Source organism: Pseudomonas sp. 22490 (assembly GCF_052044465.1).
In the GTDB taxonomy this organism is placed as follows: Bacteria; Pseudomonadota; Gammaproteobacteria; order Pseudomonadales; family Pseudomonadaceae; genus Pseudomonas; species Pseudomonas aeruginosa.
On the sequence record NZ_JBQENS010000010.1, the window covers coordinates 196,901 to 222,006 of the forward strand.

The 25,106-nt window shown below is 67.9% G+C and carries 21 protein-coding genes and 1 pseudogene; 10 read left to right on the forward strand and 12 right to left on the reverse strand.

All coding sequences use genetic code 11. The annotated features are described in order from the left end of the window. Positions 1-155 precede the first annotated feature (155 nt). The 3 genes from ACTJJX_RS13920 (at position 156) to mtr (ending at position 4,844) form a co-directional block, all read left to right on the forward strand. Entirely contained in the window at positions 156-1,571 is a 1,416-nt protein-coding gene (locus ACTJJX_RS13920; protein WP_003096848.1) for an acetyl-CoA carboxylase biotin carboxylase subunit, read from the forward strand. A gap of 15 nt (positions 1,572-1,586) precedes the next feature. Beyond that, the gene (oadA, locus tag ACTJJX_RS13925; protein WP_003105555.1) at positions 1,587-3,410 is read left to right on the forward strand and encodes a sodium-extruding oxaloacetate decarboxylase subunit alpha; all 1,824 of its coding nucleotides are present in this window, start codon (positions 1,587-1,589) and stop codon (positions 3,408-3,410) included. A gap of 180 nt (positions 3,411-3,590) precedes the next feature. Further along, the gene (gene mtr, locus ACTJJX_RS13930) at positions 3,591-4,844 is read left to right on the forward strand and encodes a tryptophan permease (RefSeq protein WP_003096841.1); all 1,254 of its coding nucleotides are present in this window, start codon (positions 3,591-3,593) and stop codon (positions 4,842-4,844) included. Positions 4,845-4,868: 24 nt separating this feature from the next. On the opposite strand, the gene ACTJJX_RS13935 is transcribed toward mtr, so the two are convergent. Together ACTJJX_RS13935 and ACTJJX_RS13940 are read right to left on the reverse strand one after the other, a co-directional pair. Further along, a complete protein-coding gene (locus ACTJJX_RS13935; RefSeq protein ID WP_003096837.1) occupies positions 4,869-5,543 on the reverse strand; it encodes a GNAT family N-acetyltransferase in 675 nt (224 codons plus the stop codon). Between the two features lie 8 nt (positions 5,544-5,551). Then, complete coding sequence (locus ACTJJX_RS13940; protein ID WP_003096834.1) at positions 5,552-6,001, reverse strand: GNAT family N-acetyltransferase; 450 nt, start codon at positions 5,999-6,001, stop codon at positions 5,552-5,554. 127 nt (positions 6,002-6,128) lie between these two features. On the opposite strand from ACTJJX_RS13940, the gene pdxR reads away from it, so the two are divergent. Together pdxR and ACTJJX_RS13950 are read left to right on the forward strand one after the other, a co-directional pair. Then, positions 6,129-7,604: a MocR-like pyridoxine biosynthesis transcription factor PdxR gene (gene pdxR / locus ACTJJX_RS13945; RefSeq protein WP_003136388.1), complete on the forward strand. Its 1,476-nt coding sequence runs from the start codon at positions 6,129-6,131 to the stop codon at positions 7,602-7,604. Positions 7,605-7,640: 36 nt separating this feature from the next. Next, positions 7,641-8,855 carry a YeeE/YedE family protein gene (locus ACTJJX_RS13950; protein WP_003106317.1) on the forward strand — a complete coding sequence of 405 codons (1,215 nt, stop codon included), beginning with the start codon at positions 7,641-7,643 and terminating at the stop codon, positions 8,853-8,855. A 363-nt stretch (positions 8,856-9,218) separates the two neighbouring features. Here the strand turns inward: ACTJJX_RS13950 and aspA are convergent, their stop codons facing one another. Continuing rightward, positions 9,219-10,643, reverse strand: coding sequence for an aspartate ammonia-lyase (aspA, locus tag ACTJJX_RS13955; protein ID WP_003096822.1), 1,425 nt, complete (start codon positions 10,641-10,643; stop codon positions 9,219-9,221). 175 nt (positions 10,644-10,818) lie between these two features. On the opposite strand from aspA, the gene ACTJJX_RS13960 reads away from it, so the two are divergent. Then, positions 10,819-11,727 carry a LysR substrate-binding domain-containing protein gene (locus tag ACTJJX_RS13960; RefSeq protein ID WP_003096819.1) on the forward strand — a complete coding sequence of 303 codons (909 nt, stop codon included), beginning with the start codon at positions 10,819-10,821 and terminating at the stop codon, positions 11,725-11,727. Positions 11,728-11,763: 36 nt separating this feature from the next. Here ACTJJX_RS13960 and adhP read toward each other — a convergent pair whose 3' ends face one another. Then, positions 11,764-12,792, reverse strand: coding sequence for an alcohol dehydrogenase AdhP (gene adhP, locus ACTJJX_RS13965; RefSeq protein ID WP_003096816.1), 1,029 nt, complete (start codon positions 12,790-12,792; stop codon positions 11,764-11,766). Between the two features lie 347 nt (positions 12,793-13,139). Between adhP and purE the strand changes: the two genes are divergently transcribed. The 4 genes from purE (at position 13,140) to ACTJJX_RS13985 (ending at position 15,714) form a co-directional block, all read left to right on the forward strand. Then, positions 13,140-13,631 (forward strand): 5-(carboxyamino)imidazole ribonucleotide mutase, encoded by a 492-nt coding sequence (gene purE, locus ACTJJX_RS13970; RefSeq protein ID WP_003106314.1) that lies wholly within the window; start codon positions 13,140-13,142, stop codon positions 13,629-13,631. A 30-nt stretch (positions 13,632-13,661) separates the two neighbouring features. Then, a complete protein-coding gene (locus ACTJJX_RS13975; RefSeq protein ID WP_003142082.1) occupies positions 13,662-14,744 on the forward strand; it encodes a 5-(carboxyamino)imidazole ribonucleotide synthase in 1,083 nt (360 codons plus the stop codon). Positions 14,745-14,858: 114 nt separating this feature from the next. Continuing rightward, positions 14,859-15,104, forward strand: coding sequence for a GlsB/YeaQ/YmgE family stress response membrane protein (locus ACTJJX_RS13980; protein ID WP_003096795.1), 246 nt, complete (start codon positions 14,859-14,861; stop codon positions 15,102-15,104). A gap of 61 nt (positions 15,105-15,165) precedes the next feature. Continuing rightward, the gene (locus tag ACTJJX_RS13985; RefSeq protein WP_016852275.1) at positions 15,166-15,714 is read left to right on the forward strand and encodes a DUF3299 domain-containing protein; all 549 of its coding nucleotides are present in this window, start codon (positions 15,166-15,168) and stop codon (positions 15,712-15,714) included. 65 nt (positions 15,715-15,779) lie between these two features. Here the strand turns inward: ACTJJX_RS13985 and ACTJJX_RS13990 are convergent, their stop codons facing one another. From ACTJJX_RS13990 to glyA, 8 genes and pseudogenes are all read right to left on the reverse strand, one after another. Beyond that, positions 15,780-16,736: a D-hexose-6-phosphate mutarotase gene (locus ACTJJX_RS13990; RefSeq protein WP_016852274.1), complete on the reverse strand. Its 957-nt coding sequence runs from the start codon at positions 16,734-16,736 to the stop codon at positions 15,780-15,782. Between the two features lie 83 nt (positions 16,737-16,819). Beyond that, positions 16,820-18,019 carry a formaldehyde dehydrogenase, glutathione-independent gene (gene fdhA / locus ACTJJX_RS13995; RefSeq protein ID WP_003096788.1) on the reverse strand — a complete coding sequence of 400 codons (1,200 nt, stop codon included), beginning with the start codon at positions 18,017-18,019 and terminating at the stop codon, positions 16,820-16,822. A gap of 206 nt (positions 18,020-18,225) precedes the next feature. Further along, positions 18,226-19,083, reverse strand: a complete 858-nt coding sequence (locus tag ACTJJX_RS14000; protein WP_003096786.1) for a formyltetrahydrofolate deformylase — start codon at positions 19,081-19,083, stop codon at positions 18,226-18,228. 49 nt (positions 19,084-19,132) lie between these two features. Beyond that, positions 19,133-19,768, reverse strand: a complete 636-nt coding sequence (locus ACTJJX_RS14005) for a sarcosine oxidase subunit gamma (protein ID WP_012614698.1) — start codon at positions 19,766-19,768, stop codon at positions 19,133-19,135. A 93-nt stretch (positions 19,769-19,861) separates the two neighbouring features. Next, positions 19,862-22,879, reverse strand: a complete 3,018-nt coding sequence (locus tag ACTJJX_RS14010; RefSeq protein ID WP_003142077.1) for a sarcosine oxidase subunit alpha — start codon at positions 22,877-22,879, stop codon at positions 19,862-19,864. After that, the gene (locus ACTJJX_RS14015) at positions 22,876-23,196 is read right to left on the reverse strand and encodes a sarcosine oxidase subunit delta (RefSeq protein WP_003096781.1); all 321 of its coding nucleotides are present in this window, start codon (positions 23,194-23,196) and stop codon (positions 22,876-22,878) included. Before ACTJJX_RS14015 ends, ACTJJX_RS14010 begins: the two co-directional genes overlap by 4 nt. Before the next feature lie 93 nt (positions 23,197-23,289). Further along, on the reverse strand, positions 23,290-24,540 hold the full coding sequence (locus ACTJJX_RS14020) for a sarcosine oxidase subunit beta (RefSeq protein ID WP_003096779.1): 1,251 nt from the start codon (positions 24,538-24,540) through the stop codon (positions 23,290-23,292). A gap of 86 nt (positions 24,541-24,626) precedes the next feature. Then, a pseudogene (glyA, locus tag ACTJJX_RS14025) lies at positions 24,627-25,106 on the reverse strand (serine hydroxymethyltransferase); the annotation flags it as partial.

Genomic DNA, 25,106 nt, shown 5'->3' on the forward strand with positions numbered 1-25,106 from the left:
TTTTCTAATGGCTATCCCAATAATTATTGATTTTTGTTAATCACCCTCACGGGGGTAGGGTAAAAGCGCGACCGGGAGCTGCCTGCCGGTCATGCAGCGACCGGAATATCCGGATCGACCGTACCAGGTTCCCAACCCCGAAGAGGGAGACCTCCGTGATCAAGAAGATCCTGATCGCCAACCGCGGCGAGATCGCCGTCCGCATCGTGCGCGCCTGCGCCGAGATGGGCATCCGCTCGGTGGCCGTCTACTCCGAGGCCGATCGCCACGCGCTGCACGTCAAGCGCGCCGACGAAGCCCACAGCATCGGCGCGGACCCGCTGGCCGGCTACCTCAACCCGCGCGCCCTGGTGAACCTGGCGGTGGAAAGCGGCTGCGACGCCCTGCACCCCGGTTATGGCTTCCTCTCGGAAAATGCCGAGCTGGCGGAAATCTGCGCCGAGCGCGGTATCAAGTTCATCGGCCCGTCGGCGCAAGTGATCCGCCGCATGGGCGACAAGACCGAAGCCCGCCGCAGCATGATCGCCGCCGGCGTGCCCTGCACCCCCGGCACCGAAGGTAACGTCGCCGATCTCGCCGAGGCCCTGCGCGAAGCCGAGCGGATCGGCTACCCGGTGATGCTCAAGGCCACCTCCGGCGGCGGCGGCCGTGGCATCCGTCGCTGCAACAGCCGCGAGGAGCTGGAACAGGCGTTCCCGCGGGTGATCTCCGAGGCGACCAAGGCCTTCGGCAGCGCCGAAGTATTCCTCGAGAAGTGCATCGTCAATCCCAAGCACATCGAGGCGCAGATCCTCGCCGATTCCTTCGGCAACACCGTGCACCTGTTCGAGCGCGACTGCTCGATCCAGCGCCGCAACCAGAAGCTCATCGAGATCGCCCCGAGCCCGCAGCTCACCCCCGAGCAGCGCGCCTACATCGGCGACCTGGCGGTGCGCGCGGCCAAGGCGGTGGGCTACGAGAACGCCGGCACCGTGGAGTTCCTGCTCGCCGACGGCGAGGTGTACTTCATGGAGATGAACACCCGGGTCCAGGTGGAGCACACCATCACCGAGGAAATCACCGGCATCGACGTGGTCCGCGAGCAGATCCGCATCGCTTCCGGGCTGGAGCTGTCGGTCAAGCAGGACGACATCGTCCATCGCGGCTACGCCCTGCAGTTCCGCATCAACGCCGAGGACCCGAAGAACAACTTCCTGCCCTCGTTCGGCAAGATCACCCGCTACTACGCCCCCGGCGGCCCCGGCGTGCGTACCGACACGGCGATCTACACCGGCTACACCATCCCGCCGTACTACGACTCGATGTGCCTGAAGCTGATCGTCTGGGCGCTGACCTGGGAAGAGGCCCTCGATCGCGGACTGCGCGCCCTCGACGACATGCGCGTGCAAGGGGTCAAGACCACCGCGCCGTACTACCAGGAAATCCTCCGCAACCCGGAATTCCGCAGCGGCCAGTTCAACACCAGCTTCGTCGAAAGCCACCCGGAACTGACCCAGTACTCGATCAAGCGCAACCCGTCGCACCTGGCCATCGCCATCGCCACCGCCATCGCGGCCCACGCCGGCCTGTAAGGGAAGGAGCAGAACATGAGCAACACCATCCAAGCGAAGAAGACCGGCGTCACCGATACCATCCTGCGCGATGCCCACCAGTCGCTGCTGGCGACCCGCATGCGCACCGAGGACATGCTGCCGATCTGCGACAAGCTCGACCGCGTCGGCTACTGGTCGCTGGAAGTCTGGGGCGGCGCCACCTTCGACGCCTGCGTGCGCTTCCTCAAGGAAGACCCGTGGGAACGCCTGCGCAAGCTCAAGGCGGCGCTGCCCAACACCCGCCTGCAGATGCTCCTGCGCGGGCAGAACCTGCTCGGCTACCGCCACTACAGCGACGATGTGGTGCGCGCCTTCGTGGCCAAGGCGGCGGTCAACGGCATCGACGTGTTCCGCATCTTCGACGCGATGAACGACGTGCGTAACCTGCGCGTCTCCATCGAGGCGGTGAAGGCCGCCGGCAAGCACGCCCAGGGCACCATCTGCTACACCACCAGCCCGGTGCACACCATCGAGGCCTTCGTCGCCCAGGGCAAGGCGATGGCCGACATGGGCGTCGACTCCATCGCCATCAAGGACATGGCCGGCCTGCTCACCCCCTATGCCACCGGCGACCTGGTCAAGGCCCTGAAGGACGCCCTGCCGCTGGACGTGGTGGTGCATTCCCATGACACCGCCGGTGTCGCCAGCATGTGCCAGCTGAAGGCCGTGGAAAACGGCGCCGACCGTATCGACACGGCGATCTCCAGCATGGCCTGGGGCACCAGCCACCCGGGTACCGAGTCGATGGTCGCGGCGCTGCGCGGTACCCCCTACGACACCGGCCTGGACCTGGAGCTGATCCAGGAGATCGGCATGTACTTCCACGCGGTGCGCAAGAAGTACCACCAGTTCGAGAGCGAATTCACCGGCGTGGATACCCGCGTGCAGGTCAACCAGGTGCCGGGCGGGATGATTTCCAACCTGGCCAACCAGCTCAAGGAGCAGGGCGCGCTGAACCGTATGGGCGAGGTGCTCGAGGAAATCCCGCGGGTCCGCGCCGACCTCGGTTTCCCGCCGCTGGTGACGCCGACTTCGCAGATCGTCGGCACCCAGGCGTTCTTCAACGTGCTCGCCGGCGAGCGCTACAAGACCATCACCAACGAAGTGAAGCTGTACCTGCAGGGCCGTTATGGCAAGGCCCCCGGCGAGGTCAACGAGCAACTGCGGCGCCAGGCCATCGGCAGCGAGGAAGTTATCGACGTGCGCCCGGCCGACCTGATCAAGCCGGAGCTGAACAAGCTGCGCAGCGAGATCGGCAACCTGGCCAAGTCCGAGGAAGACGTACTCACCTACGCGATGTTCCCGGACATCGGGCGCAAGTTCCTCGAAGAGCGTGAGGCCGGCACCCTGAAGCCCGAGGAACTGCTGCCGATTCCCACCGGCAAGGGCGTCGCCGCCGCTGGCGCGGAAGGCACCCCGACCGAGTTCGTCATCGACGTGCACGGCGAGACCTACCGCGTCGACATCACCGGGGTCGGCGTGAAGAGCGACAACAAGCGGCACTTCTACCTGTCCATCGACGGCATGCCGGAAGAAGTGGTGTTCGAGCCGCTCAACGAATATGTCGCCGGCTCCGCCAGCGGCCGCAAGCATGCCAGCGAGCCGGGCCACGTCAGCACCACCATGCCGGGCAACATCGTCGACGTGCTGGTGAAGGAAGGCGATAGCGTCAAGGCCGGCCAGGCGGTGTTGATCACCGAGGCGATGAAGATGGAAACCGAGGTCCAGGCCGGCATCGCCGGTACGGTCAAGGCGATCCACGTGGCCAAGGGCGACCGGGTCAACCCGGGCGAGATCCTGATCGAGATTGCGGGCTGACCGCGACAGACGGTTAAAGTCCCTGGGGGAGCATGATGCTCCCCTTTTTTTATCGGCATCGGTTGCCGCGTCGGCCGGCTGTTCGCCCTGCCAGGGTGCGCCCGGCGCGCGCGCCGCCTAGAATGCCGCCTCTGCCCAACGGCGCGTCGCGCCGCAGGCGCTGACTATCGGGAAGTCCAGGTGTCGTCCTCTCCAGCTCAAACGCCCAGCCGCCGGCCCTCGCTGCTCGGCGGTTCGATGATCATCGCCGGCACCGCCGTCGGTGCCGGAATGTTCTCCCTGCCCATCGCCATGTCCGGCATCTGGTTCGGCTGGTCGGTGGCGGTGTTCCTGCTCACCTGGTTCTGCATGCTGCTGTCGGGGATGATGATCCTCGAAGCCAACCTCAACTACCCGGTGGGCTCGAGCTTCTCGACCATCACCCGCGACCTGCTCGGCCAGGGCTGGAATGTGGTCAACGGGCTGAGCATCGCCTTCGTCCTCTATATCCTCACCTATGCCTATATCTCCGGCGGCGGCTCGATCATCGGCTACACCCTGTCCAGCGGCCTCGGCGTGACCCTGCCGGAAAAGCTCGCCGGGCTGCTGTTCGCCCTGGCGGTGGCGCTGGTGGTGTGGTGGAGCACCCGCGCGGTGGACCGCATCACCACGCTGATGCTCGGCGGCATGATCATTACCTTCGGCCTCTCCATCAGCGGCCTGCTCGGGCGCATCCAGCCGGCGATCCTGTTCAACAGCGGCGAGCCGGACGCGGTCTACTGGCCCTACCTGCTGGCGACCCTACCGTTCTGCCTGACTTCCTTCGGTTACCACGGCAACGTGCCGAGCCTGATGAAGTACTACGGCAAGGACCCGCAGCGGATCAGCCGTTCGCTGTGGATCGGCACCCTGATCGCCCTGGCCATCTACCTGCTGTGGCAGGCCAGCACCCTGGGCACCATCCCGCGCGAGCAGTTCAAGGGCATCATCGCCGGCGGCAGCAACGTCGGCACCCTGGTGGAATACCTGCACCGGATCACCGCGTCGGATTCGCTGAACGCGTTGCTCACCACCTTCTCCAACCTGGCGGTGGCCAGCTCCTTCCTCGGCGTGACCCTCGGCCTGTTCGACTACCTGGCCGACCTGTGCAGGTTCGACGACAGCCACTTCGGGCGCTTCAAGACCGCGTTGCTGACCTTCGTCCCACCGACCATCGGCGGGCTGCTGTTCCCCAACGGCTTCATCTACGCCATCGGTTTCGCCGGGCTGGCCGCGGCGTTCTGGGCGGTGATCGTTCCGGCGCTGATGGCGCGGGCCTCGCGCAAGCGCTTCGGCAGCCCGCTGTTCCGCGCCTGGGGCGGCACGCCGGCGATCGTGCTGGTGCTGCTGTTCGGCGTGGCCAACGCGGTTGCGCACATCCTGGCCAGCCTGCACTGGCTGCCGGAGTACCGTTGAGCGACCGGCAGTCCCTGCCAGGGGCTAGTCGCGCAGCGCCTCCAGCGTCTGCCGCTGGCGGCCTTCGGCGTCGAAGTTGGAAGGATCGAGCCAGCGCTCGAACGCCGCCTGTCGCGCCGGCCATTCGCTGTCGAGCAGGGAGAACCAGGCGGTGTCGCGGTTGCGCTGCTTGACCACCATGTGCTGGCGGAAGGTGCCTTCGTAGGTGAAGCCCAGGCGCTCGGCGGCGCGCATCGAACGGGCGTTGCCGGCATTGCACTTCCACTCCAGGCGGCGGTAGCCGAGGCGGCCGAGGGCGAGTTCGGCGAGCAGGTAGACCGCCTCGGTAGACCCCGGTGTGCGCTGCATCGGCGCGCCGAAGGCGATATGGCCGATTTCGATGACGCCATCCTTCGGCGTGATCCGCAGGTAGCTGAGCAGGCCGACGGCGCGCTGCGTGCGCCGCTCGCGCACGGCGAAGAACAGCGGGTCGCGGCTGGCCGCCTGGCCGGCCAGCCAGGCGTCGAACGCCGGGCGCTCGGCGAACGGGCCGTAGGCCAGGTATTCCCACAGCAACGGGTCGGCGCCAGGCCCTTGCAGGGCGTCCCACAGGTCGTCGCCGTGGCGTTGCGGATCGAGCGGTTCGAGCTTGACGAAGCGGCCGTCGAGCGGGGCGTGGGGTGGAGTGGCGACGGGGCGCCAGTTCAAGGGTTCGCGCATGGTGGGCCTCAGAGAATCCTGCGGTACTGAAGGAAACCGGACTTGTCGGCGATGCGCTCGTACAGCTTCATCGCGTCGCTGTTGCTCTCGTGGGTCAGCCAGTGCACCCGCGAACAGCCAGCGGCGCCGGCCTCGGCGTAGACATGCTCGATCAGCCGGCGCCCTATGCCTTCGCCGCGCAGGCCCTCGGCGACGAACAGGTCCTGCAGGTAGCAGTAGTCGCCGACGGTCCAGCAGGAGCGGTGGTAGATCCAGTGCACCAGGCCTACGGCGCGCTCGTCGAGCCAGGCGAGGGCGGCGTTCATCGGTTCGTCGGCGTCGAGGAAGCGCTGCCAGGTGGCGTCGCTGGTAGCGGCGGCGATCTCGGTCTTGTAGAAGCGCTGGTAGCCCTCCCACAGCGGCAGCCAGGCGGCGTGGTCGCCGGCGCCGACGGGACGAATCTGCAGGGACGTGCTCATGGCTCGGTTCCATGTCCGGGTAAAGGTGCCTCCAGACTAGGCCGGGAAATGGTCCGCTAGAAGATCCATTGCTGGTCAATTCCACAGGTCCAATCCACACTGGCGCTTTCTTCCCTCCGAGACCGCCATGGCCACCGTACTGCCCTTCGACGCCGCCGGCATCCACCTCGACCCCGCCCAGGGCCTGGCCCGCCAGCTCTACGCCGCGCTGCGCGAACGGATCCTCGACGGCCGCCTCGGCAGCCGCACGCGGATGCCCGCCAGCCGCGAACTGGCCCAGGCCCTGAAGGTCTCGCGCAACACCGTGGTGCGGGCCTATGAACAGTTGCACGCCGAGGGCTATATCGACGGGCGCACAGGCGACGGCACCTACGTTGCCGAGTTGCAGGAAATCCCAGGCAGGGCCCCCGCCGTCGCCCCGAGCGCTCCCGCGCCGCGCGGCCCGGCGGCCCTGGCGCCGCCACCGGAAGGCGCGCCGCGAGCGTTCCGCGTCGGCGTGCCGGCCTTCGACCTGTTCCCCTTCGACACCTGGGCGCGGCTACAGGCGCGCTTCTGGCGCAACCCACCGGCGGACTGCCTGGGCTACGGCGACCCGGCCGGCGAGGCGCGCCTGCGCGAGCTGATCGCCGCCTACCTGCGCAGCGCGCGCGGCCTGCGCTGCGAGGCGGAACAGGTGATCGTCACCCATGGCGCGCAGCAGGCCATCCGCCTGTGCGCCCAGGTGTTGCTCGAGAACGGCGATCCGGTGGCTGTGGAAAACCCTGGCTACCGCGCGGCGCGCCTGGCCTTCGCCGCGACCGGCGCGGTACCGCACGGGATCGACCTCGACGCCGAGGGGCTGCGCAGCGACCGGCTCGCGGGCATTGCCGGCTGCCGCCTGGCCTATGTCACGCCGTCACACCAGTACCCCACCGGCGTCACCCTGTCGCTGGCGCGGCGCCTGGAGCTGCTGGAGTGGGCCGAGCGCGCCGACGGTTGGATCGTCGAGGACGACTACGACGGCGAGTATCGCTACAGCGGTACGCCGCTGGCGCCGCTGGCCGCGCTGGACCGACAGGGCCGGGTGCTCTACGTCGGGACCTTCTGCAAGATCGCCTTCCCGGCGTTGCGCCTGGGCTACCTGGTGGTCCCGCCGGCGCTGGTCGAGCGCTTCCGCCAGCGGCGGGCCATCGAGGTACGCCATTCGGAGGTGGGCACCCAGCGGGTCATGGCCGACTTCATCGCCGAGGGGCATTTCCAGCGCCACGTCCGCCGCATGCGCCGCGCCGCCCGCGCCCGCCGCGACGCCTTGCTGCGGGGCTGGCCAGAGGCGCCGGGTTGCCAGCCGTTGCCGGCGGTGGAGGCGGGGCTGCACCTGTGCGTGCGGGTCGACAGCCTGGCGCGGGAGCGGGCCCTGATCGCCGCGGCGGCAGCCGCCGGGGTGGAAGTCAGCGCCTTGAGCGACTACTGGATGGACGACTCCAGCGTTGCGCCAGACGACCGCGCGGGCCTGGTGCTGGGCTTCGCGGCAGTACCCGAGGCGCGTATCGATGAGGCGCTGCGGGCGTTGCGCAAGGCCTGGCGGCGGGAGGCCCTGGTTGGACCCGTCGTCGCGACTGACTAGAATGCCCCCGGATCACCCTCGCGCCCAGGAGTAGCCATGAGTGTCGCCCTTTCCGCCGCGCCCGAGCGCAAGCTCGCCGCCCCCCTGATCGCCTTCGCCCTGCTGGTGCTCGGCGGGCTGTTCCTGTTCAACGCGGTCAGCGCGCGCCAGGCCATCCTCTTCATCGTCGGCGGCGCCCTGGGCCTGACCCTCTACCACGCCGCCTTCGGCTTCACCTCCGCCTGGCGGGTATTCATCCGCGAACGGCGCGGCGCCGGGCTGCGCGCGCAGATGGTGATGCTGGCGCTGGCGGTGCTGCTGTTCTTCCCGGCGCTGGCGGCGGGCAGCCTGTTCGGCCAGCCGGTGAGCGGTTTCGTCTCGCCGGTCGGTACTTCGGTGATCGTCGGCGCCTTCATTTTCGGCATCGGCATGCAACTGGGCGGCGGCTGCGCCTCCGGCACCCTGTTCACCGTCGGCGGCGGCAACGCGCGGATGCTGGTGACCCTGCTGTTCTTCATCCTCGGCTCGCTGATCGCCACCCAGCATGTCGGCTGGTGGTTCGCCCTGCCGTCGCTGCCGCCGATCTCGCTGGTCGCCGAACTGGGCCTGGCACCGGCGCTGGTGTTGAGCCTGGCGGTGTTCATCGGCATCGCCGGGGTCACGGTACGCATGGAGAAGGCCCGCCACGGCACCCTGGAAACCCCGCCGAGCGCCGAATGGCGGGGTTGGCGGCGCTTCCTCCGCGGCCCCTGGCCGCTGGTCTGGGGCGCGTTGGCGCTGGCGCTGCTCAACTTCCTCACCCTGTACCTCGCCGGACGCCCCTGGGGCATCACGTCGGCCTTCGCCCTGTGGGGCGCGAAGATCGCCCAGGGCGTGGGCCTGGACGTCGGCGCCTGGGCCTTCTGGCAGACGCCGGCGAACGCCAAGGCGCTGGCCGCGCCGCTGTGGGAAGACATCACCAGCGTGATGGACATCGGCATCGTCCTCGGCGCGCTGCTCGCCGCCGGCCTGGCCGGACGCTTCGCGCCGAACCTGGACATCCCGCGCCGTTCGCTGGCGGCGGCGGTGATCGGCGGGCTGCTGCTCGGCTACGGCGCGCGCCTGGCCTATGGCTGCAACATCGGCGCGTATTTCAGCGGGATCGCGTCCGGCAGCCTGCATGGCTGGTTGTGGTTGGTGGCGGCGTTTGCCGGCAACAGCGTCGGGGTACGGGTATTGAGGCCCTATTTCTTCCCGGAGGAGCGGCGGGAGCAAGGGTTGACGGGGTGTTGAGAGGGGATATGCCTTCGTAGGACGTATGACGCGGACGTTATCCACAGGTGAGCGCAGCCACACAGCACCTCGGCAACGGGGAAGATCTGCGGGCCGTCTTGAGCGGTGAAAAAAAGAAGGGACACCGCAGGTCGCCGTGTCCCTCAGAGTGTAGAGAGGGAAAGTTGGTATCCCTCTCGACCGGTGAGCGTGGCGCCGCGGCTGGGCCGGGGCGCCGGGTATAAAAGAAGGGATGAAGGGTATCCATCCCTAAAGGTCGAGGGGGTAGTACTCCCCCTCTACCGGTGAGCCTTCTTCGATCGGCTGCGCTGCGGCCCGGCTGCGTCGATAGCCGGACCTGGGCGCGCTCGATCTCGTATCGGATCAGGCGCGCAGTGGAATCAGGCGCGGCGCGATCATGTTTTCCGGCAGCAGGATGTCGGCCAGGGTGGCTTCGTCCAGCAGCTTTTCCTCGCGTACCAGTTCCAGTACGCCGCGGCCGCTCTCCAGGGCGGTCTTGGCGATCCGCGTGGAGTTCTCGTAGCCGATGTACGGGTTCAGCGCGGTGACCAGGCCGATGCTGTGCTCGACCAGTTCGTGGCAGCGCTCGACGTTGGCGGTGATGCCGGTGATGCAGTGCTCGCGGAGCATGTCCATGGCGCGTTGCAGCAGGCGGATCGAGTCGAAGATCTTGTAGGCGATCAGTGGCTCCATCACGTTCAGTTGCAACTGGCCGCCTTCGGCCGCCAGGGTCAGGGCGAGGTCGTTGCCGATCACTTCGAAGGCGACCTGGTTGACCGCTTCCGGGATCACCGGGTTGACCTTGCCCGGCATGATCGAACTGCCCGGCTGGCGCGGCGGCAGGTTGATCTCGTTGATGCCGGTGCGCGGGCCGCTGGAGAGCAGGCGCAGGTCGTTGCAGATCTTCGACAGCTTGACCGCGGTGCGCTTGAGCATGCCGGAGAACAGCACGAAGGCGCCCATGTCGGAGGTGGCTTCGATCAGGTCGGCGGCCGGCTTCAGCGGCTGCCCGCTGATGGCGGCCAGGCGCTCGACGGCGAGCTTCTGGTAGCCGGGGTCGGCGTTGATGCCGGTGCCGATGGCGGTGCCACCGAGGTTCACTTCGGTGAGCAGCTCCGGCGCCAGGCGACGCAGGCGGTCGAGGTCTTCGCCGAGGGTGGTGGCGAAAGCGTGGAATTCCTGGCCGAGGGTCATCGGCACGGCGTCCTGCAACTGGGTGCGGCCCATCTTCAGTACGCCGGCGAATTCGACGCCCTTGGCGGCGAAGGCCTGGATCAGGCTGTCGAGGCTGGCCAGCAGGGTGTCGTGGCCGAGCAGCAGGCCCAGGCGGATGGCGGTCGGGTAGGCGTCGTTGGTCGACTGCGCCATGTTCACATCGTTGTTCGGGTGCAGGTACTTGTACTCACCCTTGGTGTGGCCCATGGCTTCCAGCGCGATGTTCGCGATCACTTCGTTCGCGTTCATGTTGGTGGAGGTGCCGGCGCCGCCCTGGATCATGTCCACCACGAACTGCTCGTGGAAATCGCCGCGGATCAGGCGGGCGCAGGCCTCGCTGATGGCGGCGTGCTTGTCTTCCGGGAGATGGCCGAGCTGACGGTTGGCGTCGGCGGCGGCCTGCTTGACCATGGCCAGGGCAACGACCAGCTTCGGGTAGTGCGACAGCGGCACCCCGGAGAGGCGGAAGTTGTTCACGGCGCGCAGGGTCTGGATGCCGTAGTAGGCGTCAGCGGGCACTTCGAGGGTGCCGAGCAGGTCTTTCTCGATACGGGAAGATGCAACGGGGGACATGACGGGATTTGTCTCAGAGGGACACGGCCAGTGCCGCGATGCCCACTAGACTAAGGATGTGACGATTTCGTGGCCAATGCTGTTAAACGCTGCCTCATGCACAAACGGCATAATGTTGGATGTGACGCTGGTATGATGGCGGACGTGTCATCGCATTACCGGAGCCTTTCCCGTCGTGAACCTCGAACTGAAGTGGCTGGAGGATTTCATCGCCCTGGCCGGCACCCGCAGCTTTTCCCAGGCGGCGGAGAAACGCTTCGTCACCCAGCCGGCCTTCAGCCGGCGCATTCGCAGCCTGGAGGACGCCCTCGGCCTGACCCTGGTGAATCGCCAGCGCACGCCGGTGGAACTGACCGAGGCCGGGCAGTTGTTCCTGGTCACCGCGCGCAGCGTGGTCGAGCAGCTCGGCCAGGTGGTGCGCCACCTGCACCACCTGGAAGGCGGGCAGGGCGAGGTGCTGCAGTTCGCCGCCGCCCACTCGCTGGCGCTGGGCTTCTTCCCGCAGTGGATCGCGCGGCTGCGCAACGAGGGGCTGAACATCGCCAGCCGGCTGATCGCCACCAACGTCGGCGAGGCGGTGCATTCCCTGCGCGAGGGTAGCTGCGACCTGATGCTGGCGTTCTACGACCCTGACGCCGCGTTGCAGATGGACCCGGAGATCTTCCCCTCGCTGCACCTGGGGCGCACCGAGATGCTGCCGGTTTGCGCGGTGAACGCCGAGGGCCAGCCGCTGTTCGACCTGGAGAACGGCCAGAGCGTGCCGCTGCTCGCCTACAGCGCCAGCGCCTTCCTCGGCCGCGGGGTCAACCTGCTGCTGCGCCAGCGCAACCTGCGCTACACCACGGTCTACGAGACGGCGATGGCCGACAGCCTGAAGAGCATGGCGCTGCAAGGCATGGGCGTGGCCTGGGTGCCACGGCTGAGCGTGGTCAACGAACTGGAGCGCGGTGAGCTGGCGATCTGTGGCGGGCCGCAATGGTTCGTGCCGCAGGAAATCCGCCTGTACCGCTGCGCGCTGGTACGCAAGGCGGCGATCCGCCTGCTCTGGCGCAAGCTGGAAGGCGGGCTGGGCAGCGTCGAGTAGACAGGCAAGGGCGGCGCCGGGACGCCGCCCCGCAGGTCACATCTCAAGGACGATGCGCCCCTCGATCTGCCCGGCGCGCATCTGGTCGAGGATCTGGTTGATGTCGTCCAGCTTGCCCGGATGGATGGTCGCCTTGACCAGGCCTTCGCCGGCAAAGTCGAGGGCTTCCTGAAGGTCCGCGCGGGTGCCGACGATTGAGCCGGCGATGTGCAGGCCCTTGAGCACCACGTCGAAGATCGGCGTCGGGAAGTCACCCGGCGGCAGGCCGACCAGGGCGATGGTGCCGCCGCGGCGCGCCATGCCGATGGCCTGGCCGAAGGCGCTGTTGGATACCGCGGTGACCAGCACCCCGTGGGCGCCGCCGATGTCGCGCTGGAGCACCTCCACCGGGTCTTCCTGCCGGGCGTTGACCGTCAGGCTGGCACCGAGCTTGCGCGCCAGTTCCAGCTTGGCGTCGTCGATGTCGATGGCGGCGACGTGCAGGCCCATGGCCCTGGCGTACTGCACGGCGACGTGGCCGAGGCCACCGATGCCGGAGATCGCCACCCACTGGCCGGGGCGCGCGTTGGTCTGCTTGAGCCCCTTGTAGACGGTGACGCCGGCGCAGAGGATCGGCGCGATTTCAGCGAATTCGACGTTTTTCGGCAGAATTCCGACGTAGTTCGGGTCGGCCAATACGTATTCGGCATAGCCGCCGTTCACCGAGTAGCCGGTGTTCTGCTGGCTCTCGCAGAGGGTCTCCCAGCCGGTCAGGCAGTGCTCGCAGCAGCCGCAGGCGGTGTACAGCCAGGGGATGCCGACCCGGTCGCCTTCCTTCACCCGGGTCACTCCGCTGCCCACCGCGGCGACGTAGCCGACGCCTTCGTGACCGGGAATGAACGGCAACGGCGGCTTCACCGGCCAGTCGCCCTCGGCGGCATGCAGGTCGGTGTGGCAGACGCCGGAGGCTTCGATCTTCACCAGTACCTGCCCGGGGCCGGGCAGCGGAACCTTGACTTCCTCGATCCGCAGCGGCGCGCCGTAGGCGTGCACGACCGCGGCTTTCATGGTCTGTGGCAGGGTCATGGTCATCTCCTTGGACGGGGCTGAGCGCCTGTCGCGGCGCCTTTGACGGGCACCGCGACAGGCTGCGGAACCGGCGCGGCCGCCGCTCCCTCGGAGCGCGCCGCGACAACCAGTCTGGCCGCTCGTGGCAGGCGCGCATTGAGTTGCGGCAAGTTTCCCGCCATGGCGCGAAAAAACGGGACGGACGGTAGCCCCCGGCGCGCGCCCGGCCTGCCTTTGCGGTATACTGCGCCGCCTTCGAACCGGCACTGCCCGCCGGCTCGGCCCAGTACAAGCCACGCCCCTCGACGAAGCGTGGCTTGTTGGTTTCTGACGCGCCGGACGGCGCATTTGAGAGAGGCACGACGATGAGCGCACTGGTTGGCGTGATCATGGGTTCCAAATCGGACTGGAGCACCCTCAGTCACACCGCGGACATGCTGGACAAGCTGGGCATCCCCTACGAAGTGAAGGTGGTTTCCGCCCACCGCACCCCGGACCTGCTCTTCCAGTACGCCGAGGAAGCCGAAGGCCGCGGCCTCGAAGTGATCATCGCCGGCGCTGGCGGCGCCGCCCACCTGCCGGGCATGTGCGCGGCCAAGACCCACCTGCCGGTACTCGGCGTGCCGGTACAGTCGTCGATGCTGTCGGGTGTCGACTCGCTGCTCTCCATCGTGCAGATGCCCGCCGGCGTACCGGTCGCCACCCTGGCCATCGGCAAGGCCGGCGCGGTCAACGCGGCGCTGCTCTCGGCGAGCATCCTCGGCGCCAAGCACCCGCAGTACCACGAGGCGCTGAAGCAGTTCCGCGCCAACCAGACCGAAACCGTGCTGGACAATCCCGACCCGCGCGATGCGTGAGACAGGCTCTGAGAAGGTAAGGCTCGAACCATGAAAATCGGTGTCATCGGTGGCGGCCAGCTGGGCCGCATGCTGGCCCTGGCGGGAACCCCGCTGGGCATGAACTTCGCTTTCCTCGACCCGGCGCCGGACGCCTGCGCGGCCTCCCTGGGCGAGCACATCCGCGCCGACTACGGCGACCAGGAGCACCTGCGGCAACTGGCCGACGAGGTCGACCTGGTGACCTTCGAGTTCGAGAGCGTGCCGGCGGAAACCGTGGCCTTCCTCTCCCAGTTCGTGCCGGTCTACCCGAACGCCGAGTCGCTGCGCATCGCCCGCGACCGCTGGTTCGAGAAGTCGATGTTCAAGGACCTCGGCATTCCCACTCCGGACTTCGCCGACGTCCAGTCCCAGGCCGACCTCGATGCCGCCGCGGCCGCCATCGGCCTGCCGGCGGTGCTCAAGACCCGCACCCTGGGCTACGACGGCAAGGGCCAGAAGGTCCTGCGCCAGCCGGCCGACGTGCAGGGCGCGTTCGCCGAACTGGGCAGCGTGCCGTGCATCCTCGAGGGCTTCGTGCCGTTCACCGGGGAAGTCTCGCTGGTGGCGGTGCGCGCCCGCGATGGCGAGACGCGTTTCTACCCGCTGGTGCACAACACCCACGACAGCGGCATCCTCAAGCTCTCCGTGGCCAGCAGCGGGCATCCGTTGCAGGCGCTGGCCGAGGACTACGTCGGCCGCGTGTTGGCCCGGCTCGACTACGTCGGCGTGCTGGCCTTCGAGTTCTTCGAGGTGGACGGCGGCCTGAAGGCCAACGAGATCGCCCCGCGCGTGCACAACTCCGGGCACTGGACCATCGAAGGCGCCGAGTGCAGCCAGTTCGAGAACCACCTGCGCGCCGTCGCTGGCCTGCCGCTGGGCTCGACCGCCAAGGTCGGCGAGAGCGCAATGCTCAATTTCATCGGCGCGGTGCCCCCGGTGGATCAGGTGGTCGCCGTCGCCGATTGCCACCTGCATCACTACGGCAAGGCCTTCAAGAACGGCCGCAAGGTTGGCCACGCCACCCTGCGCTGTGCCGACCGGGCGACGCTGCAGGCGCGCATCGCCGAGGTCGAGGCGCTGATCGAGGCGTGAGCGATTGCCGTCCGCCCATCCTTGGGTTGGCGGGCGGCACTGAACCCAAGGCTTTTCTACACTGTCCCATGGCAGGCGCAATACATGCGCATACACCCGTAAGGAGGGACTGTCATGGGATTAATCGGAACCATCATCGTCGGACTGATCGTTGGTCTCGTTGCACGCTTTCTGAAGCCAGGTGACGACAGCATGGGCTGGATCATGACCATCCTGCTCGGCATCGGCGGTTCGCTGCTGGCCACCTACGGCGGCCAGGCGATCGGCTTCTACCAGGCTGGCCAGGCGGCCGGTTTCATCGGCGCGGTGGTCGGCGCCGTCGTACTGCTGGTCATTTACGGCCTGATCAAGAAGAATTGATGGCTCTGGCCGGCCCCCGCGGGGGCCGGCGTTTCCTCACTTCGCCGGTATTCCCGCCATCATGCGCCGCTTCCCGTTCGCCCGCCTGTTGCTGCTCGCCCTGTTGTCCTCACCCCTGGCCCACGCCGAACTGCCCGAGACCGACTGGCTGGAACTGATGCCGCCGGCCGACCGCAAGGCGCTGGAAGAAATGCCCGACATCGTCCACGACACCCCGGAGGCCGCCGGCACCTTCACCAGCAAGGGTGGCCTGAAGCAGTCGGACCGAAAGATGCCGGCGGTGATGTATTCGGCCAAGACCGTCGCCAGCCTGGATGGCAAGGCGATCCGCCTCGGCGGCTACCCGGTGCCGCTGGAGAACGACGCCAAGGGCCGCGTCACCGAATTCTTCCTGGTGCCCTATCCGGGCGCCTGCATCCACGTGCCGCCGCCGCCGCCGAACCAGATCGTCCTGGTGCGTTATCCACAGGGGCTGAAGCTGGCCGATATCTACACCCCGCTGTGGGTCAGCGGCACGCTGAAGATCGAGCAGGTGAGCAATGACCTGGCCGATGCCGCCTACGCCATCGACAAGGCGCGGGTGAAGGTGGTGGAGGAAGCGGACCTGTAGGGCCGGCACCTGCGCAACGGTCCATGGCGGACGACGCGAGCCGCCCCGTCCGCTCGCCGTTCCGCTCAGGGTCGTTTCAGCGGCTCGCTCCAGATCTGCACGCCAAAGCTTTCGCTGCGCCCGGGGGCGACCACCATGAGGTCGTCCCAGACCCGCCCGGTCTCGATGCAGAGCATCTGCTGCCAGGCGTCGTCGGCGAACTGCGAGAGACGCCGGGACTTGTCCACCCAGGGGTTCCAGACCACCGCCGAGCGCGAGTCGAGGGCGTGCAGGTGGATGCTGCGTTCCCAGCGCGGGTCCTTGATCAGCAGGTCGCGTTCGAGACCGAGGTAGATGCGGTCCAGTTCGCCCTTGACCCGTACCGCGCCGTGCTGAGTGCGTTCTTCCCAGTTCTCCAGGGTCTCGATGTAGCGCGCGCCTTCCAGGCCCTCGATGGCGATCTCGCGGCTATCGCTGACCGCGAAGTAGGTGTGCAGTGCCTGGCTGAGCACCAGCGGCTTGCTGCCGAGGTTCTCGCTGGTGAGTCGCAAGGTCAGGCGCTCGCCGAAGCGGAACAGCATGCGCAGCGCCGCCGGGTGCGGCCAGCCGGGGAGGCCATCGGGGGCGTCGAGGCGGAAGCTGACGCAGAGGTCGCCGTCCTCCTCGGCGATGTCGTCGATTTCCCAGTCGACCGCCCGGACCAGCCCGTGGGCGGGCGCCTTCAGGCCATCTTCCACCTGGCCGCGGACTTCCTGCGGGTTGCGCTCCAGCGGACCGAACCACGGCCAGCACACCGGCACCCCGCCGCGTACCGACTGCCCGCGCCGGTAGCCGGCCTCGTCGCTGAGCCAGACCAGCGGCGGCTGTTCGTGGGGCTGGTAGCTGAGCAGTTGCGCGCCCTGCTGGGCGATCAGCGCCTCGCCATGGGCGGTGTGGATGCGCCAGCAGGCCAGGTCGTCGACCTGTACCTGTTCGACGCGGTTGATCGGGCTATCGGTGCTCATGGCGGTCTCCGGGACGCGAATGGATGGCAGCAGTATCACCGATCCATTTTATCGCCGGCAGTTCCCCCGGATAGCGCCAACGACGACGCGGCCCGTGGGCCGCGTCGGTTGTTGCCGGTGGTTCAGGCCGCGCGGAACAGGTTGTGCGGGTCGATGACGAATTTCTTCGGCACCCCGGCGTCGAACTCGCCATAGCCTTTCGGCGCATCGTCGAGGGTGATGACTTCCACCCCGACGATGTCGGCGATCTTGATCCGGTCCCACATGATCGCCTGCATCAGCTGGCGGTTGTACTTCATCACCGGGGTCTGGCCGGTATGGAAGCTGTGCGACTTGGCCCAGCCCAGGCCGAAGCGGATGCTCAGGGCGCCGTGCTTGGCGGCCGCGTCCACCGCGCCCGGGTCTTCGGTGACGTACAGGCCGGGAATGCCGATCTTGCCGGCGACCCGGGTGATGCCCATCAGCGAGTTGAGCACGGTGGCCGGGGCTTCCTGCTGCGAGCCCGAATGGCCGTGGCCGCGCGCCTCGAAACCGACCGCATCGACCGCGCAGTCGACCTCCGGCTCGCCCAGTAGAGCGGCGATCTGTTCGTGCAGCGGGGTGTCCTTGGACAGGTCGGCGATCTCGAAGCCCTGTTTCTTGGCATGGGCCAGGCGGGTCGGGTTGACGTCGCCGACGATCACCACCGCCGCGCCGAGCAGGCGTGCCGAGGCCGCCGCGGCCAGGCCGACCGGACCGGCGCCGGCGATGTAGACCGTGCTGCCCGGGCCGACGCCGGCGGTGACCGCGCCGTGGTAGCCGGTGGGGAGGATGTCCGAAAGGCAGGTCAGGTCGCGGATCTTCTCCATCGCCGCTTCGCGGTTGGGCAGTTTCAGCAGGTTGAAGTCGGCGTAGGGCACCAGCACGTATTCGGCCTGGCCGCCGACCCAGCCACCCATGTCGACGTAGCCGTAGGCGCCGCCGGCACGCGCCGGATTGACCGTCAGGCAGACGCCGGTGTGCTGTTCCTTGCAGGTACGGCAGTGGCCGCAGGCGACGTTGAACGGTACCGAGACCAGGTCGCCGATCTTCATGGTTTCCACGCCACGCCCGATCTCCACCACCTCGCCGGTGATCTCGTGGCCAAGCACCAGGCCTTCCGGCGCGGTGGTGCGGCCGCGCACCATGTGCTGGTCGGAGCCGCAGATGTTGGTGGAGACCACCCGCAGGATCACCCCGTGGTCGATCTGCCGGCCCTGCGGGTCCTGCATCTTCGGATAGGGAATGTTCTGCACCTCGACCTTGCCCGGGCCGAGATAGACCACACCACGATTGCCAGACATACGCGTTTCCTCTTTGTCGTTGTGGGTACAAATGCGCGGCGTCCACGGCCGCGCGGCTTTGCACTGGAAAGTCGTCTGTTGCGCGACAGGGCCGGAGAATGCTGGCAGCCGGCGGGCTGTCGGTGTTGCTCGGGTCGCGAGGCCGTGGGAAGCGCCCCTCTCCCTGGCCCTCTTCCTTCAGCGAGGGTTGGGAAGAGAGGGCGCGCTTACAGCACCACGGTCCGATTGGCGTTGAGGAATACCCTCCGCTCGATGTGGTAGCCCACCGCCCGCGCCAGGGTCAGGCACTCGATGTCGCGGCCCTTGGCGATCAGGTCCTCGGGGTAGTGGGCGTGGTCGACCGTCTCGACGCCCTGGGCGATGATCGGCCCTTCGTCGAGGTCGTTGTTGATGTAGTGGGCGGTGGCGCCGACCAGCTTCACGCCCTTCTGGTAGGCCTGGTGGTACGGCTTGGCGCCCTTGAAGCCGGGCAGCAGGGAGTGATGGATGTTGATCGCCCAGCCGTCCAGGCGCCGGCACAGTTCCGGCGACAGCACCTGCATGTAGCGAGCGAGGATCACCAGCTCGGCGCCACTCTCTTCGAGCACCTGCCAGACCCTGGCTTCCTGGGCCGGCTTGTCGTTCGGGTCGAGCGGGAAGTGGTGGTAGGGAATGCCGTGCCAGCGCGCCAGCGGCTCCAGGTCCGGGTGATTGGAAATCACCGCCACCACGTCCATCGGCAACTGGCCGATGCGCTGGCGGTAGAGCAGGTCGTTCAGGCAGTGGTCGGCCTTGGAAACCATGATCGCCACCTGGCTGCGGTAGCCCGGCGCGGTCAGCTCGGTACGCATGCCGAACGGTGCCACCCGTTCGGCCAGTCCGGCGCGGAAGGAGGCTTCGTCGAAGCCGTCGCCGGCGCGGAACTCCACGCGGATGAAGAAGCGTTGCGCCAGGCGGTCGTCGAACGAGTGGTGCTCGGTGACGTAGCAGCGCTGCTCGAAGAGGTAGCGCGTCACCACGTCGACGGTGCCCAGCAGGCTGGGACTGTCGGCGGTGAGGATCCAGGTGTCGGGGGTACGGCTCATCGCGAGGCTCCGGGTCCGGTATCCCCTCTCGGGGAGAGGGGAAGGCTGCTCATGCCGCTACCTGCAGGCCGTATTCGGCGCTGGCGTCCTGCAACCAGAGCCAGAAGTAGTCGGCGAAGCTGCGGCGCACGACCAGCTCCCAGGTGTCCTCGCCGGTATGGCGGATCACGCATTGCGACTTGGCGAAGATGCTGCCGACCGCCTTGCCCACCGGGAAGTTGCTCGGATGCACGTCGTAGCTGGTGGATTTCATCAGCAGTTCGCGGACGTTCGCTCCGCTCAGTTCGAGCAGCGTCTGCCCGCCGCTGACGTTGACCACCGCGTAGTGCAGCTCCTCGCCCAGGGCCTGGCGCAGGCGCTGTTCGACGGCGTATTCCTCGCCGCCGGGGACGATCAGCAACCATTCGTCCGGGGCCAGCCATTGCAGCGAGGTCTCGCCGCTGGCGACCAGCGTCAGGGCCACCGGCAGTTCCAGGCCGAGGGCCTGGTGCACGGCGGCGGCGAAGGTCGGGTCGGCGGCATCGCCGCGCAGCACCAGGTGGCCGAGCAGCTTCTTCTCGCGCAGGACGATACCGGCCTTCGCGGCGGTCTTGCCGGCGAGCTTGTGCAGCTCGGCATGGTGCAGCGGCGATTCGGCGTGGACGCCGGGTTCGGGGCGTTGCTGGTAGACGTTTGCCTTGCTCATTCGTTTTCACCTTGGGGCGCCGCGCGCCCTGGTAGCCTGTCTGCCTTCTCCCTTCGGGAAGAGGGCCGGGGAGAGGAGCGCATCCCTCTCCGGTCAATCCACGTTCTGCCGCTCCCCTTTGGGGTCGTAGAACACCGAGGAGCAGATCTCCGCCTCGATGAAGCGGCCGTCCGCCAGCGGCGCGTAGACCTTCTGGCCCATGCGCTTGAGGCCGCCTTTCACCACCGCCAGGGCGAAGCCGTGGCCGAGGCTGGCGCTCATGTAGCTGGAGGTGACGTGGCCGACCATCTTCATCGGGATCGCCTGCTGGGTGTCGAACACCAGTTGCGCGCCTTCGGGCAGTACCTCCTGCGGGTTGCTCGGCCTGAGTCCGACCAGTTGCTTGCGATCCTCGCGCAGGCAGTCGGCGCGGTTCATGCCGCGCCAGCCGATCCAGGAGAACGGCTTGCTGCGGCCCACCGCCCAGCCCATGTTGAGATCGTCCGGGGTGACCGAGGCATCGGTGTCCTGGCCGACGATGATGAAGCCCTTCTCGGCGCGCAGGACGTGCATGGTCTCGGTGCCGTAGGGCGTCAGGCCGTACTTCGCGCCGTGCTCGGCGAGCGCTTCGAGCACGCCCATGGCGTAGTCGGCCTGGACGTTCACCTCGTAGCTCAGCTCGCCGGTGAAGGAGATGCGGAACACCCGCGCCGGCACCCCGGCGACCTTGCCTTCCTTCCAGGTCATGAAGGGGAAGGCATCCTTGTCCAGGTCGATGTCGGTGACTTCGGCGAGCAGCTTGCGGCTGTTCGGGCCGGACAGGGTGAGGGTCGCGTAGTGGTCGGTGACCGAGGTGAAGTACACCTTCAGCTCCGGCCATTCGGTCTGGTGGTACAGCTCCAGCCACTCCAGTACGCGGGCGGCGCCGCCGGTGGTGGTGGTCATGACGAAGTGGTTGTCGGCCAGGCAAGCGGTCACGCCGTCGTCGAAGACCATCCCGTCTTCCTTGCACATCAGGCCGTAGCGCGCCTTGCCGACGTCGAGCTTGGTCCAGGCGTTGGTGTAGACCCGGTTGAGGAACTCCCGCGCGTCCGGGCCCTGGATGTCGATCTTGCCCAGGGTCGAGGCGTCGAGCAGGCCGACCGCCTCGCGCACCGCGCGGCATTCGCGGGCCACGGCGGCGTGCATGTCCTCGCCGCGGCGCGGGAAGTACCACGGCCGCTTCCACTGGCCGACGTCTTCGAACTCGGCGCCGTTCTTCACGTGCCAGGCGTGCAGGGCGGTGAAGCGCACCGGTTCGAACAGGTGCCCGCAGTGGCGGCCGGCGACGGCGCCGAAGGTCACCGGGGTGTAGTTCGGACGGAACATGGTGGTGCCGGTGTCGGCGATGCTCTTGCCCTGGGCCCGCGCGGCGATCGCCAGGCCGTTGATGTTGCCCAGCTTGCCCTGGTCGGTGCCGAAGCCCAGCGCGGTGTAGCGCTTGACGTGCTCGATGGACTCGAAGCCCTCGCGGCAGGCCAGTTCGATGGCGGCGGCGGTGACGTCGTTCTGCGGATCGACGAACTGCTTCGGTGCGCGTGCCGTGGGCTTCTCGTGGGGCACCTGGAACAGCGCGACGGACGCTTCCTCGCGGCGCGGCTGGACCTTCGGCAGGCTGCCGGCGGCGGTCTTGTAGCCGGCGTCGAGGGCGGCGCGACTCCCGGCCTGGTAGCCGTCGGCGAGCACCTCGGCGAGCCCGAACACGCCGTTCACGGCGCCGGCGCAGATGCGCTTCTGCAGGCCTTCGCCGGGGACGAAGGCGAGGATTTCCTCGCGCCATTCCGGCTTGCCGCCCAGGTGCGAGGCCAGGTGCACGACCGGGCTGTAGCCGCCGGAGCTGGCGATCAGGTCGCAGTCCAGCCATTCGCCGCCGCTGGCGCGCATGGCCTGCAGGTCGATCCGGGCGACCTTGGCGCCGCTGACCCGCTTGCCGCCGCGAGCCTCGATCACCGAACTGCCAGTGATCACCCGCATACCGCGTTGGCGTGCTTCCTCGACCCACTCGCCGCGCGGATTGGCCCGAGCGTCGGCGATGGCCACCACTTGCAGGCCGGCTTCCTGCCAGTCGAGGGCGACGCGGTAGGCGTAGTCGTTGTTGGTGGCCAGCACCAGTTTCTTGCCCGGTGCCACGCCGTAGCGCCGTACATAGGTGGAAACCGCGCCGGCGAGCATGTTGCCGGGCAGGTCGTTGTTGCCGTAGACCAGCGGCCGCTCATGGGCGCCGGCGGCCAGTACCACGCGCTTGGCGCGTACGCGGTGCACGCGCTGGCGGACCTGGCCGAGCGGGGCGACCTCGCCGAGGTGGTCGGTGCGCCGCTCGTGGATGGTGAGGAAGTTGTGGTCGTGGTAGCCGTTGACCGTGGAGCGCGGCAGCAGGATGACCTCCGGCAGGCCTTGCAGCTCGGCCACGGCGTCCGCGACCCACTCGGCGGCGGGCTTGCCGTCGAGGGTCTCGCGGGTGTCCAGCAGGCTGCCGCCGAACTCTTCCTGCTCGTCGGCGAGGATCACCCGCGCGCCGCTGCGAGCGGCGGCGAGGGCGGCAGCCAGGCCGGCCGGGCCGGCGCCGACCACCAGCACGTCGCAGTGGTGGTTCATCCAGTCGTAGCTGTCCGGATCGACCTCGGTCGGCGCGCGGCCCAGGCCGGCGGCCTTGCGGATGTACTTCTCGTAGGTCATCCACATCGACTGCGGGTACATGAAGGTCTTGTAGTAGAAACCGGGCGGCATCAGCTTGCCGCCGACCTTGCCGAAGATTCCCATCAGGTCGTTCTGCACGTTCGGCCAGCCGTTGGTGCTGGTGGCCACCAGGCCGCCGTAGAGGGCCTGCTGGGTGGCGCGCACGTTGGGGATCTGGGTGGCTTCGCGGGAGCCGATCTGCAGGATCGCGTTGGGCTCCTCGGCGCCGGCGGCGACGATGCCGCGCGCCCGCGAGTACTTGAAGCTGCGGCCGACGATGTCGACGCCGTTGGCCAGCAGCGCGGCGGCCAGGGTGTCGCCGGCATAGCCCTGGTAGTGCTGGCCGTTGAAGCTGAAGGTCAGCGGGCGGTTGCGGTCGATGCGGCCGCCGCTGGACAGGCGATTGATCTGGCTCATGCCGGTTCCCCTTGTACGGCGGGTTTCTTCTCACCGTCGGCGACGACGCTGGGCTGCTCGCCGATCAGGTAGGTCTCGAGGATCTCGTAGGTCACCGTATGGCGGGTGACGTTGAAGTACTTGCGGCAGCCGGCGGCGTGCACCCACAGCTCGTGATGGAGGCCGCGCGGGTTGTCGCGGAAGAACATGTAGTCGCCCCATTCCTCGTCGCTGCAGGCGTTCGGGTCGAGCGGGCGCGGGATGTGGGCCTGACCCTTGGCGTGGAATTCCTCTTCGGAACGCAGTTCGCCGCAGTGGGGGCAGAAGATATTCAGCATTTTGTAGCCTCCGGAAACTGTTCTTGCCGGTTGACCGGCACCCTCTCCCTGAAGGGCGAGGGGCAGCGGATTTCGCCCTTCGGGCGGCTTTTGTCAGTGCGCCACTGCTGCCGCGCCGTGCTCGTCGATCAGCGCACCGCTGTGGAAGCGTTCGATGGAGAAGGGCGCGGCCAGCGGATGCGGTTCGCCCTTGGCCAGGGTGGCGGCGAAGACGTTTCCGGAGCCGGGAGTGGCCTTGAAGCCGCCGGTGCCCCAGCCGCAGTTGAAGAACAGGTTCTGCACCGGAGTCTTGCCGATGATCGGGCAGGCGTCCGGGGTGGTGTCGACGATGCCGCCCCATTGGCGGTTCATGCGTACCCGCGAGAGCACCGGGAACATCTCGACGATGGCTTGCAGGGTGTGCTCGATCACCGGGTAAGAGCCGCGCTGGCCGTAGCCGTTGTAGCCGTCGATGCCGGCGCCGATGACCAGGTCGCCCTTGTCCGACTGGCTGATGTAGCCATGCACGGCGTTGGACATGATCACGCTGTCGATGATCGGCTTCAGTGGCTCGGAGACCAGCGCCTGCAACGGGTGCGACTCCAGCGGCAGGCGGAAGCCGGCGAGCCTGGCCATGTGCCCGGAGTTGCCGGCGGTGACCACTCCGACACGGCGCGCGCCGATGAAGCCGCGGTTGGTCTCGACGCCGATCACCGCGCCGTCCTGCTTGCGGAAGCCGGTGACTTCGGTCTGCTGGATCAGGTCCACGCCGAGGGCATCGGCGGCGCGGGCGAAGCCCCAGGCCACCGCGTCATGGCGGGCGACGCCGCCGCGACGCTGGATGGTCGCGCCCATGATCGGGTAGCGGGTGTTCTTGCTGCAGTCCAGGTAGGGAATCTCCTCCGCCACCTGCTGCGCGTTCAACAATTCGCCGTCGACGCCGTTGAGGCGGTTGGCGCTGACCCGGCGCTCGCCGTCGCGCATGTCCTGGAGGGTGTGGCAGAGGTTGTAGACCCCGCGCTGGGAGAACATCACGTTGTAGTTGAGGTCCTGGGACAGGCCCTCCCACAGCTTCATCGCGTGTTCGTAGAGCAGCGCGGACTCGTCCCACAGGTAGTTGGAGCGCACGATGGTGGTGTTGCGCGCGGTGTTGCCGCCGCCCAGCCAACCTTTCTCGACTACCGCCACGTTGCTGATGCCGTGTTCCTTGGCCAGGTAGTAGGCGGTGGCCAGGCCGTGCCCGCCGCCGCCGACGATGACCACGTCGTAGACCGGCTTCGGCGTGGGCGTGCGCCACATGCGTTGCCAGTTCTCGTGATGGCTCAGTGAATGCTTTAACAGGCCGAAGCCGGAGTAGCGTTGCATGTGGATGCTCCTGAACTGTTGCTCCCTCTCCCGCGGAGAGGGTTGGGCCGGGGCGCGTCGGGCTCCCCGACCGTCTTCGGGGGGGCTCAGCGATAGACCGGGAAGTCCGCGCAGAGACCGGCGACCTGGGTGGCGACCTTGGCCTCCACGTCGGCATCGCCGAGGTGGTCGAGGATGTCGCAGATCCAGCCAGCCAGTTCGCGGCTCTGCGCTTCCTGCAGCCCGCGGGTGGTGATGGCCGGGGTGCCGATGCGGATGCCGGAGGTGACGAACGGGCTCTGCGGATCGTTCGGCACGGCGTTCTTGTTCACCGTGATGCCGACCCGGCCGAGGGCGGCGTCGGCTTCCTTGCCGGTCAGGCCCTGGCGCACCAGGCTGATCAGCATCAGGTGGTTGTCGGTGCCACCGGAAACCACGTCGTAGCCGCGCCCGATGAACACCTCGGCCATCGCCTTGGCGTTGCGGATCACCTGCGCCTGGTAGTCCTTGAAGCCCGGCTCCAGCGCTTCCTTGAAGCACACCGCCTTGGCCGCGATCACGTGCATCAGCGGGCCGCCCTGGGCGCC